Source organism: Aeromonas dhakensis, assembly GCF_000820305.1.
In the GTDB taxonomy this organism is placed as follows: Bacteria; Pseudomonadota; Gammaproteobacteria; order Enterobacterales; family Aeromonadaceae; genus Aeromonas; species Aeromonas dhakensis.
The window spans coordinates 29,446-40,355 of the sequence record NZ_CDBH01000044.1 but is presented as its reverse complement, the minus strand read 5'-3'; the positions used below and the strand labels follow the sequence as shown (position 1 = coordinate 40,355).

The following is a 10,910-nucleotide window of genomic DNA, read 5'->3' as shown; positions in this document are numbered from 1 at the left end:
GATCGCGCGGGCTTATTGGGTGATGGGGGCCGCATCGGGTTTGGCCAGCAGCTGCTCGACGTCGTCGATCACCTTGAGGGCCGCCTGGGGGCCACCGGTGGAGGTCCAGAGCGACCCGTCCACGGCGCCGAAGCGCTTGCTCTTGATGGCGCCAAGCTGCTGGAAGGCCGGGGTCTGCTCGGCCTGCTTCATGGCATCCACCGCATCGCCGCTGGCGCTCAGGGTGCCGATCACCAGCCAGTCGCCGTCCAGCAGGTTGAGGGATTCCAGACTCAGAGCCGGGGAGTGGGGGGTCTTGTCACCGATCTGGTGGGTCGGCCGGGTCAGCCCCATCTCTTCCACCACGCTGCTGGCGAAGGTGCCGCTGTGCATGTAGCTGGGGCCCTTGGGGTTCCAGCGCACTATGCTCAGGCGCTCGCCCTGATGCTTGGCAAGCTTGCTGCGGGCTTCCTGCAGGCGGGCGTCATACTGGGCGAGGAAGGTCTTGGCTTCGGCGTCCCGGTTCAGCACGTGGGCGCTGCGATTGAAGATCTCCTTCCAGGAGTCACCCCAGTTGCCGGTGACGACTGTGGGGGCGATCTCCTTGAGCAGAGCCAGCAGCTCGGGCTTGGTCTGGCCGGTGAGGATGAGGTCGGGTTCCAGATCGATCAGCTTCTCCAGGTTGGGGTTGTCCAGATCGCCGACCACGGCGATCTCCTTGCCCGCCTGTTGCAGCAGGTAGCGGGGCAGGGTGGACTGGCCGCGGCCATTGACGGTGCCGACCGGTTGCAGCCCCAGGGTCAGGGCGCTGTCCAGATCGATTTCGCTCAGTACCACCACCCGCTTGGGCTGGGCCGGTACGATCTGGGTCTTGCCGTCGGCATCGGTCACCTGACGGGTCTCGCTGCCGGCCTGTGCCTGGAAGCCGACCAGACTGGCCAGCATCAGCACGGCAGCCAGGGGAGAGGAGATCTTCATCGTTACATCCTTCTTGGTGAAATCAGTGGAACACTGGGTCCCAAACGGGCGAACTCATGCTACCACAAATTCAAATGATAAGAATTGTCATTTGTGTTTGTGGTGTGTAGAGGGAGCAATTTGCTACCATGTTGGCTCATCCACCAAGGGCTCTTCGTGATGTTCATTGCCACCGCGCCAGCCTGTTCACTGGACCGCTTTATCGTGCAGGCCGACAGCCTGCCGCTGCCCGGCGCGGCGCACATGGCGCTGCAACGGGTCTGCTTTGACCCCGCCGCCTTCACCCCGGTCTGCTACGATGCGGCCGGCATGGTGCTGCCCGCCAGCTTGCAGCGCGCGGCCCCCAAGCGGCTGGGGGAGTTTTTGGCGGGGCGTCTCGCGGCCCGCGAAGCCCTGCGCTCCTTCAACCTCGCGGAGCACCCCGTGGCCATCGGCAACGCCCGCGAACCCTGCTGGCCTGCGGGGTTTGAGGGCAGCATCAGCCACAGCTTGTTGCAAGGGCGCGGCATGGCACTGTGCGCGGTGCGTTCGGGCCGGGCGGGGATGGGGCTGGATCTGGAGGGCTGGCTGACAGAGGGGCAGGCGAGCGAGCTCTGGCCCGGTATTGCAAGCGGGGAGGAGTGGGCCCGGCTGGCGGCCGCTGCCCCTGCCATCGGCCTGAGCAGGGCTGAGGCGCTCACCTTGATCTTTTCGGCCAAGGAGAGCCTGTTCAAGGCGCTCTACCCCAGGGTGGGGCGCTATTTTGATTTTCTCGATGCCCGCTGGCTGGCCATGACGGAGCAGACCCTCACCCTTGAACTCGTGGACTCGCTGACCCCGACACTGCCCGCCGGGTGGCGCTGTACGCTCTACTGGCAGCCAATGTACTGGCAGACACTGCATTGGCAAACAGGGCACTGGCAAACACGGCCGGGCGGGGTGCTCACCAGCCTGCTGCTGTGAGTGGTGGTGCGCCGAGCTGCAAACATAAAAAAACCGCCTCTCGGCGGTTTTTTTATGAGGCTCAGGCCTGCTGCTTCATGGCAAAGGCGTGCGGCCTGCGGCGCGGCACTATGATGGGGGCGCCGTCGCCGGGGGCGTGCAGTATGTCCACGTCGGTCTGGTAGAGGCGGTCGATGAGGGACTTGGTCACCACCTCGCGGGCCGGCCCCATGGCCTGGATGCCGCCATCCCCCAGCGCGATCAGCTCGTCGCAGTAGCGGGCGGCGGTGGCGAGATCGTGGATGACGATGAGCACCGTCTTGCCCTCGGCGGTGATCTGGTGGATGGCCTCCATCACCTCGGTCTGGTGGCCGATGTCGAGGGCGCTGGTGGGTTCATCCAGCAGGATGATGTCCGCATCCTGGGCCAGCACCATGGCGAGCCACACCCGCTGGGCCTGGCCGCCGGAGAGAGAGCTGGCGCTCTGCTGCAAAATGTCGCCCAGCTGCATCCGCTCGCAGGCCCAGCGCACCATGCGGGCATCCTCCTCGCTCCACTGATTGAACCAGCCCTGATGGGGATGGCGGCCGTACTGCACCAGCTGCTCGACCTGGATGCCGGCGGGCACCAGCGGGCGCTGGGGCAGGTAGGCGAGCTCGCGGGCCAGCGCCTTCTTGCCGTAGCTTGCCAGCGCCTTGCCCTTGAGCAGGATCTCGCCGGCCTGCTGCTGCTCCTGGCCTGCCAGCAGTTTGAGCAGGGTGGACTTGCCGCCGCCGTTGGGGCCGACGATCCCCACCAGCTTGCCCTGGGGAATGGTGAAGGAGATGTCGTTGAAGACGGGCTTGTGCTGATAGCCAAATTGCAGGTGATTGATGGTGAGCGTCATCAGGCGGCCCTCGGTCTGTCTTGAAAATGGATGAATGGCATCGTCAGTCGGCCTTCTGGCGGTCTTTGAGCAGGATGAACAGCAGCAGCAGGCCGCCGAGAATGCGGGTCATGATGCCGGTGGCCACCTCGTGGGGGCTGGCCAGCACCCGCACCAGGGTGTCGCTGGCCAGCAGCAGCAGGGCGCCGCACAGGGCGGCAATCCACAGCGGCACGATGCGATCCCGGCTGAGCCAGGAGGCGAGCACCGGGGCCGCCATGGCGATGAAGACCACGGGGCCGCCGATGGCGGTGCCGAGCGCTGCCACGACGATGGCCTGGGCCAGCACGCCGAGCTGCACCCGATTGACGTTCACCCCCAGACTCTGGGCGGTGACGGGGCCCAGACGCAGCACGCCGAGGGCCCGGGAGAGATAGATAATCCAGGGGCAGACCAGCAGGATCAGGATCCCCACCGGCAGCACTGTGCTGTAGCCCTGGCCGACGAAGTTGCCCATGTTCCACAGGTAGAGGCTGGTGAGGTGCACCAGCGACTGGGTGGACATCACGAACTGGCCGATGGCGTTCATCAGTTCGGAGACGCCGATGCCGATCACCACGAACAGGTAGCCCTGCTCCCCCGGCTTGTTGCACAGGGCATAGAGCACGGCGGCGGCAAACAGGGCACCCAGCGGCGCGGCCCACCAGGGCCAGCTGCCCAGAGTCAGGTAGAGGGAGAAGGCGATGATGGCCAAGGAGGCCCCCTCGTTGACCCCGATCATGTCCGGGGTGGCGAGGCGGTTGCGAATGAGGGTCTGCACCAGGCAGCCGGAGAGACCCATGGCCGCTCCCGCCACCAGCACGGCGACGATGCGCGGCAGCCGGATCTTGAAGACGGTCACCTCGCTCAGCCGGTTGCCCTCGCCAAGCAGGGTCTGGATCACCCCCAGCATGGTGAGTTTGCCGGAGCCCAGGGTCAGCGCCAGCAGGGAGAGCAGCACCAGGGCGACCAGGAGCCCCAGCGTGATGAGCCAGGCGCGGCGGTGCAGCAACAGGGTGCGGCTGCCAATGCGCAGGCAGACGGTACCGGTGGGAAGCGCCGTGGTGAGGGAGGGATGGATTGGATTGTTCATGAGGCAGGCAACCTTATTTGACGGCCAGCAGGGAGCGGAAGCCGCCGCTGCGCACCACCAGGATGAGCACGGGGGCACCGATCAGCGCCAGGATCACTCCGTTGGGCAGCTCGAACGGCTGGATCAGCCAGCGCGCCAGGATGTCGGCGCCGAGCAGGAACAGCACCCCGAACAGGGCGGAGAAGCGCACCTGGATGGCGAGGCGTACCGGCTCCACTAGGCGGGCGCAGTAGGCGGCGAGAAAACCGACGAAGCCGATGGGGCCGGCGATGGCGATGGCGCAGGCGGTAAACAGGGTGGCAGCCAGGAGCACGCCGATGCGCACTCGGGTCGGCCGGATGCCGAGCGCCAGCGCCTGGTTGTCACCCATCTGCATCAGGGTGAGCTGGCGGCAGAGCGCCAGGGTCAGCAGCAGGCCGAGCAGGGCAAAGGGCATCACGGTGAGCACCGCATCGAGATCCGAGGCGGCCAGCGACCCCAGATTCCAGAAGCGGAACTGCTCCAGCACCACCTGGTTGGAGAGCAACAGGAAGTTGGAGAGGCCGCCGAAGGTGGCGGAGAGGGCGACCCCCACCAGGATGAGCTTGAGGGGGTTGGAGCGCCCCACCATCAGACCGAGGCCGAGCACGATGAGGTTGCCGAGCAGGGCCCCCATGCCGGACCAAAGCAGGTAACCGTAGGCGGATTCGACGCCAAAATAGGTGAGGCCGATCACCAGGGCGAACACGGCGCCGGCGTTGACTCCGAGCAGGCCGGGTTCGGCCAGCGGATTGCGGGTGGCGCTTTGCAGCATGGAGGCCGCCAGCGCCAGGGAGACGCCCACCACCAGGGCACACAGGGTGCGGGGCAGACGCAGGGTGTGAACTATCATGGCGAGTTTTTCATCGGCCACGAGGGCGGGATCGCCCAGCAGAAAACCGGCGACCTCGCGGCCACCATAGACACCGGCGCCGGTGGCCAGTGACAGACAGATCAGCAGGAACAGGAGGATCACTCCCAGCCAGAACAGGTGTGTTTGGTGTCTCTGCACCCGGCTACTCCTTCATGTCGAGGCAATAACAGCAGAAAGAGGGGAGCCCTGACGGACTCCCCTGCGGGGCTTACAGCTTGTAATCCACGCCGGCGTAGACGGTACGACCTTCCAGAATGAAGTCGGCGTCGGTGGCGACCTGGTCACGCTTGGTGTTGGTGAGGTTGGTGATGCCCAGCTTGAAGTCGAGCGCCGGGGTGACCTTCCACTTGGTGTTGACGTCCAGGGTCTGGTAGCTGTCGGACTTGAGCGCCTGGGAGTTGTGCATCGGCACCTTGATGAACTGGCTGCCCACGTACTGCCAGGCCAGGTTGGTGCTGACGATCTCGGTGGCTTGCCAATCCAGGCTCAGGTTGCCGGTGTGATCCGGGGTCTTGGCCAGATCGTCGCCGGTGCTCTTGTCTTCGGAGTCCAGCATGGTCCAGTTGCCGGTCAGCTTGACGTCGTCCATCACATCGACCCAGCCGGTCAGCTCCAGCCCCTTGACCCGGGCCTTCTTGACGTTGAGGTAGGTCATCACGCTCGGACGATAGCCCGGGCCCCACTGATCGCTCTGGATCAGATCCTCGATGTCGTTGTGGAAGCCGGTGAGGCCGGCGCCAAAGCGCTCTGCCTCATAGGCGGTGCCCAGCTCGTAGCTGACGGCGGTTTCCGGTTTCAGATCCGGGTTGCCGACTACCTTGCAGGCGCCGCGGCAGGCGGTGGTGGCGAAGCCTTCGCTGGACTGGGCCAGGGTCGGGGCCTTGAACGCCTTGCCGGCGCCGCCCTTGATCACCCACTCGTCGCTCAGCTTGTAGAGCGCATAGGCACGCGGGCTGAACTCGTTGCCATAGGTTTCGTGGTGATCCAGACGACCGGAGAGGGTCAGCGCCAGATCGCCAAAGCCGAACTCGTCTTGCAGGTAGAGGGCGCTTTGGCTCGCATCCACGCTGCCGTTGGTGATGCTGCGGCTGTGTTCCAGCTCGGTTTTGCGGAACTCCGCGCCGGAAGTCAGCAGGTGATCCCCGAGGTAGCCGCTCAGCTGGCCGTCGACCGTGTGGTTGGTCTGGGTGACGTCGGCCGCGCCGCCGTTGAGCTGGGAGTCATCCATCAGATCGGTCTGCTCGAAGTAGTAGCGAGCCCGGCTGTCGAAGTGTTCCCAACGGCCGTTGTGGGTGACCCCCAGGCTCAGCCGATCGAGTTTTTGCACGTTGTGCGGAGTGGCCGGGGCGGTGGGGGCGCGCGGCACGTTGTTGAAGTAGCTGTCCATGTCGTTCTGGTTGTAGCCCAGATCGAACTCCACGTCCTGGTTATCGCTGACCAGCCACTTCAGGCTGGAGAGCATGTTGACCACTTCCCGTTTCTCCAGCGCATCGGCGTCCTTGTTGTTGGACTGATCGCTGTGCCAGCGGTCGCGCTGATAGCCTTCCACCACCAGGCTGCCGAGCAGCTTGTTGTCGATCAGGGCGCCGGATACGAAGGCGTTGCCACGGTTGGCATCACCGCCATCACCCTTGGTGGGCATGGTGTGGGTGTAGCCGAAGGCGGCCTCGGTCTGCTCCTTGGCCTGGCGCAGGATCACGTTGACCACGCCGCCGAGGGCGTCGGCGCCATAGAGGGAGGAGACGGGACCGCGGATCACCTCGATGCGCTCGATGGCAGCCATGGGGATGGAGCTCAAGTCGAAGTCATTGCCAAACGAGCTGCCCAGGGTCTCGCGGGCGTTGACCCGCTTGCCGTTGATCAGCAGCAGGGTGTAGTCGCCGCCCATGCCGCGGATCTTGATCTCGTTGCGGCCGGTGGGGTTGGTGCCGATGACGTTGACGCCGGGCACGTGCTTGAGCGCTTCGCCGATGTTGTTGGCGTTCATCTTGTCCAGATCGGCGCGGGTCACCACGGAGACGCTGGCCGGCGCGGAGAGCTCGGTGTGCTTGGTCTGGGTGGCGGTGACCACTAGGGTCTCGTTGGCTTTGGGCGCTTCGGCCTGGGCCAGGCCCGGCAGGGCGATAAGACCGAGGGAGAGCAGGATGGGGTTCAGGCGAAAGACGCCAGGCTGCAACTGCATAGTCAAAACTCCATGAATAAAACAGAGGTTATGGGGTCCGGCTCTGGGGCCGGTGGCTCACTGACTTCCTTGTCTGGCGGGGCCAGACTCGGGGTTATTGTTGTTCCTTGTCTGTGCCAGCCCCTTGAGCAGGAGCCAGACACCGCCGCAGGCCAGCAGACCGCAGCCGATATTGATCCAGGCGAGCCCAGCAAAGCCGTGCAGGACGCCGCTCTGATCCGACACCAGCAACCTGGCGGAGAGCAGGCTGCCAAGCCCGGCCGCCACATTGGTGACTGTGCCCTGAAAAGACATGAAGGCGGCGCGCTGATGAGGGGCCGGGATGGATGCGGTGATGGCGAGGGTCGAACTGGATCGGGCCGAGCTCAGCGCCATGAACAGGGTGAACAGCAGGTAGACGGGCACGCCGACCGGCATGGCGAAACCGAGCAAAGTGATCAGCGCCAGCAGCAGGCTGGTGATCAGGATGGCGGCCTGGGCCCGGCCCTGATCAATCCAGCCACCGCACAGCCGCATGGTGGCCATGCTGGCGAGGCCGCCGCACAGGTAGAGGGCGGCGATCTGCTCGCGCGGGAAGGCGAGGTTGAACTGGAAGTAGTTGGCAAAGTGCGGGATCAGCAGGAAGTGGCCGAACATCTGCAAGCAGAGGGTCAACAAGGCGCCCTGGCAGAGCGGGGAGGCCAGCAACTGGCGCAGGCCGCTGCCGTGAGGGGCGCGGTTGACCGGCAAGGAGGGCAGCAGGCGGCTGCTCAGCAGTGCCAGCAGCAGACCGCAGACACCAAACAGCAGGAAGGGGCTCTGCCAGCCAAACCACTGGGCCAGCACCAGGGCGATGGGCACCACCAGAATTGCCGCCAGGGAGAACGCCATGCCCACGTAGGCGAGGCGGCGGCCCCGCTCGGCGGGCGGTACCAGATCCAGCACGGCTGCCATCAGGATGGCGGCGAGCGGCCCGGCCACACAGCCCGACAGGACGAACAGCACCAGCAATTGCTGGCTGTCTTGCACTAGGGCGCAGGCCATCAGCAGCAGAAAACGCAGGGTGAGCAGCACCAGCAGGGCGGGCTTGCGATTGACCCGATCGAGCCAGGGGGCGGCGATGAGGCCCATCAGGGCGGCCCCCAGGGTGGCACCACCGCTGAAGTAGCCGGTCTGTTCCGGCTGCATGCCGAGGCTGATGACCAGATCCGGCCCAAGGGGCATCACCATCATCATGCTGCCCATGGAGAGCATGTTGACCAGCAGGGCAAGGTGGATGGCGGCGGGGGTGGTGGTCACTGGCTTCATCGACGGCAAGCTCGAAAAAATGAGACCGAATTGTATCCGAGCGATTTTTTCGTGACAACAAATGGTAATCATTTTTATTTGTGTTATTTGATCTATCTCCGCTCTTTTCATCGAAAAATGAAGGACCTGACCTGCACGGCGTTCACCGCTCACGGGCAAAATCATTGAAAAGCGGGCGGGATGGCCCATGATGACCAGGTGATGAGCAGGCCGATGACGTGAAGGGCTGCCGAGTGGGACGGGAGGAGAAGATGAGAAGATGGAATTGGTGCGGACTCTGGCTGCTGTGGGGGCTCTGTTGCCTGCCGCTGCGGGCCGAGGTGAAGGTGATCCCGGTATTCGAAACCCAGGCGGCGGTGCAGACCCTCAAGGATCTCTATCCGGAGCTGGGGGTGAGCGCCATGGGCAACCAGCTGGTGCTGAGCGGCAGCGCCGCCCAGCTGCAGGAGGCGGAAGCGGCGCTGGCCAAATTCAACCAGCCGCCCCAGAGCCTGCTCATCGAGTGGCGGGTGGATGGCGCTTCCAGCAGCCAGCAGGTCGGGGTGGGGCTGGGCCGGGATGCCGCCAAGCGGCAGTGGCTGCTGGAGGGCAATGCCCAGCAGTATCAGCGCAGCCAGAACGACAGCTGGCAGGTACGCGGTCTGTCGGGTCGGCCCGTGCTATTGCAGATGGGCACCTATCAGCCGGTCACCTTCTATCAGTGGCGCGGTGGCCAGGTGGTGGGGCTGATGCCGCTGGTGAACGGCCTCTACGCCACCGCCACCCTGATCGGCGACAGGGTACAGATAGCGCTCAGCAGCGAGCAGGCCAGGCTGGAGCAGGGCACCATCAACCGGGGGCAGAGTGCCACCGAGGTGAGCGGTGCCCCCGGTCAGTGGCTGACGGTGGGGGAGCTCTCCACCAGCTCGGCGCAGCAGGGCAGCAGCCTGGGCACCCAGTTGCAGGGGGGCGGCGGTACTCAGAGCGATCGCCAGACCCTGCAGATCCGGGTCACCCGCCAGTGAGCCGACTCGCCCTTCAGTGGGGTTGATCCACCGCGTATTCACGCAGCTGGCGGCTGCGCAGCAGATACCAGAGTGACCAGAGGGTGGCGACCAGCACCAGGGCGGTGGGCCAGCTGAACGACCACTTCTGCAGATTGAGGCTGTGCAGTTGCATCAGCAGGCCGCTGACGGCAGAGCAGAGCAGCAGCAAGGGGCTGTGGCGCCTGAGCCAGGCCCGGATGCTCTGGGTCTGCTGATAGGTGCCGCCGCAGGCGAGCAGCGCCAGTATGGCGGGCACGTCGGTCAGCAGGCTGATGTAGAGGGTGAGCCGGTCCGGGTAGAAGAGGGTCAGGATGGCGCTGCCGCTCTCGCGGGTGACGCCGGCCATCAGAAACAGCCAGACCGAGCGGGTCAGCAAGAGGGCGATGGGCCAGAACCAGAGCGGGGGACGCAGCTGGCCGTGATCGTCATATCTGTGTTCGGGGTAGAGGGTCATGGTTGCCCGGATTCGTCTGTGCAAAGGATGAGGGGGATATGGGGCGAAGCAGAGCCCTTTGCAAGGCGGGGCAGGGGGCGGGAATTAATCGGGGGGCCAGGCCCCCCAATCCGCTTATCTCTTTTTATGCCGGGTCGCCGGCGTCACAGCCAGCCTTTTCGCTTGAAGAAGAGACCGGTGCCGAGTGACGACATCACCATCAACACCAAGGAGAGAGGATAGCCGTACTCCCAGGCGAGCTCCGGCATGCGACCGAAGTTCATGCCGTAGATGCTGGCGATAAGGGTCGGCGGCAGGAAGATGACAGCCGCCACCGAGAAGATCTTGATCACCTTGTTCTGCTCCAGGTTGGTGACCCCCATGGAGGCCTCCAGCTGGAAGTTGATCTTGTCGAACAGGAACTGGGTGTGGGGCAGCAGGGACTCCACGTCGTGCAGCATCTCGTCGATCCACTTGTTCTGCTCGCCCGTCATGCGCTGGCGCAGGCTGCGTTTCAAGAAGCGCAGGGCGCGACGGGTATCGTGCAGGGAGAGACGGATCTGGCCGTTGGCCTCTTCCTGAGCCATCAACTCCTTGAGCATGGGATTGATCTGATCCGGCTCGAAGATCTGATCGGCGGTGTTTTCCAACGTCTTGTAGCCATCTTCGATGAGATCGGAGAGGTATTCGACTTTCAGGTTCTGCACCTCCAGCAGGATGTCGAGGGCGTCTTCGACTTCCAGCCGATCCTGACGCATGTAGTGGCGCAGCAGGCGCACCAGGCCGATGTCATCCTCGCGGATGCTGATCAGCAGGTTGTTGCGCAGGGTAAAGGAGACGTGGACACCCTTGGTGTCACGGCCGATCCGCTGGGGAAACAGGGAGTGAATGTGCAGACCGTCGGTATCCCAGTAGAAACGGGCGGATGCTTCGATGTCATCCAGCTCCTCCTTGTCGGGCACCTCTTCCAGAAACAGGCCCGTCAACCATTCTCGTTCCGCCGTGTCCGGCTTGTAGGCATCCAGCCAGACCGTGTTGTCAGGCACTATGTCGTCAGGCCCGAGCGTGACTATGTCCAGTACCTTGTTGTTGAGAATGTAGGCGGTGATCATCTGTCCCCCCTTAAGAAGTCATGGGTAATCAGGGATGGTTGCACAGGTCATGCGGCCTTAGAGCGCGTAGAAAGCGATCCCGTGGACAAGCTGAACGGGCCGAT

10 protein-coding genes are annotated in these 10,910 nt (G+C 64.5%); 2 read left to right on the top strand and 8 right to left on the bottom strand.

Going from position 1 to position 10,910, the window contains the following annotated elements; genetic code table 11:
• Positions 1–12: 12 nt before the first annotated feature.
• Entirely contained in the window at positions 13–957 is a 945-nt protein-coding gene (locus BN1143_RS10540; RefSeq protein ID WP_005301640.1) for an amonabactin ABC transporter substrate-binding protein, read from the bottom strand.
• A 156-nt stretch (positions 958–1,113) separates the two neighbouring features.
• Here BN1143_RS10540 and amoD point away from each other — a divergent pair, with 156 nt between their 5' ends.
• Positions 1,114–1,899, top strand: a complete 786-nt coding sequence (gene amoD, locus BN1143_RS10535) for an amonabactin biosynthesis phosphopantetheinyl transferase AmoD (protein WP_081852314.1) — start codon at positions 1,114–1,116, stop codon at positions 1,897–1,899.
• A gap of 61 nt (positions 1,900–1,960) precedes the next feature.
• Here the strand turns inward: amoD and BN1143_RS10530 are convergent, their stop codons facing one another.
• The 5 genes from BN1143_RS10530 to BN1143_RS10510 all read right to left on the bottom strand — a co-directional run bounded on the left by BN1143_RS10530 (position 1,961) and on the right by BN1143_RS10510 (position 8,236).
• Positions 1,961–2,764, bottom strand: a complete 804-nt coding sequence (locus BN1143_RS10530; RefSeq protein ID WP_042050573.1) for an amonabactin ABC transporter ATP-binding protein — start codon at positions 2,762–2,764, stop codon at positions 1,961–1,963.
• A 43-nt stretch (positions 2,765–2,807) separates the two neighbouring features.
• On the bottom strand, positions 2,808–3,875 hold the full coding sequence (locus tag BN1143_RS10525) for an amonabactin ABC transporter permease subunit 1 (RefSeq protein ID WP_042050572.1): 1,068 nt from the start codon (positions 3,873–3,875) through the stop codon (positions 2,808–2,810).
• A gap of 13 nt (positions 3,876–3,888) precedes the next feature.
• Complete coding sequence (locus tag BN1143_RS10520) at positions 3,889–4,905, bottom strand: amonabactin ABC transporter permease subunit 2 (RefSeq protein WP_042050569.1); 1,017 nt, start codon at positions 4,903–4,905, stop codon at positions 3,889–3,891.
• Positions 4,906–4,975: 70 nt separating this feature from the next.
• A complete protein-coding gene (locus tag BN1143_RS10515) occupies positions 4,976–6,949 on the bottom strand; it encodes a siderophore amonabactin TonB-dependent receptor (protein WP_017784703.1) in 1,974 nt (657 codons plus the stop codon).
• A 57-nt stretch (positions 6,950–7,006) separates the two neighbouring features.
• A complete protein-coding gene (locus tag BN1143_RS10510; protein ID WP_042050566.1) occupies positions 7,007–8,236 on the bottom strand; it encodes a siderophore amonabactin export MFS transporter in 1,230 nt (409 codons plus the stop codon).
• A gap of 251 nt (positions 8,237–8,487) precedes the next feature.
• Here BN1143_RS10510 and BN1143_RS10505 point away from each other — a divergent pair, with 251 nt between their 5' ends.
• Complete coding sequence (locus BN1143_RS10505) at positions 8,488–9,240, top strand: hypothetical protein (protein ID WP_017786867.1); 753 nt, start codon at positions 8,488–8,490, stop codon at positions 9,238–9,240.
• A 13-nt stretch (positions 9,241–9,253) separates the two neighbouring features.
• Here BN1143_RS10505 and BN1143_RS10500 read toward each other — a convergent pair whose 3' ends face one another.
• Positions 9,254–9,715: a DUF2919 domain-containing protein gene (locus BN1143_RS10500; protein ID WP_026141342.1), complete on the bottom strand. Its 462-nt coding sequence runs from the start codon at positions 9,713–9,715 to the stop codon at positions 9,254–9,256.
• A 143-nt stretch (positions 9,716–9,858) separates the two neighbouring features.
• The gene (gene corA / locus BN1143_RS10495; protein ID WP_005301617.1) at positions 9,859–10,806 is read right to left on the bottom strand and encodes a magnesium/cobalt transporter CorA; all 948 of its coding nucleotides are present in this window, start codon (positions 10,804–10,806) and stop codon (positions 9,859–9,861) included.
• Between the last annotated feature and the right edge of the window lie 104 nt (positions 10,807–10,910).

Excerpts from the sequence above, each read along its gene's own strand:
- BN1143_RS10540 (WP_005301640.1), bottom strand. The coding sequence starts at position 957 with ATGAAGATCTCCTCTCCCCTGGCTGCCGTGCTGATGCTGGCCAGTCTG.
- BN1143_RS10530 (WP_042050573.1), bottom strand. The coding sequence starts at position 2,764 with ATGACGCTCACCATCAATCACCTGCAATTTGGCTATCAGCACAAGCCC.
- BN1143_RS10525 (WP_042050572.1), bottom strand. The coding sequence starts at position 3,875 with ATGAACAATCCAATCCATCCCTCCCTCACCACGGCGCTTCCCACCGGT.
- BN1143_RS10515 (WP_017784703.1), bottom strand. The coding sequence starts at position 6,949 with ATGCAGTTGCAGCCTGGCGTCTTTCGCCTGAACCCCATCCTGCTCTCC.
- BN1143_RS10510 (WP_042050566.1), bottom strand. The coding sequence starts at position 8,236 with ATGAAGCCAGTGACCACCACCCCCGCCGCCATCCACCTTGCCCTGCTG.
- BN1143_RS10505 (WP_017786867.1), top strand. The coding sequence starts at position 8,488 with ATGAGAAGATGGAATTGGTGCGGACTCTGGCTGCTGTGGGGGCTCTGT.
- BN1143_RS10500 (WP_026141342.1), bottom strand. The coding sequence starts at position 9,715 with ATGACCCTCTACCCCGAACACAGATATGACGATCACGGCCAGCTGCGT.
- corA (WP_005301617.1), bottom strand. The coding sequence starts at position 10,806 with ATGATCACCGCCTACATTCTCAACAACAAGGTACTGGACATAGTCACG.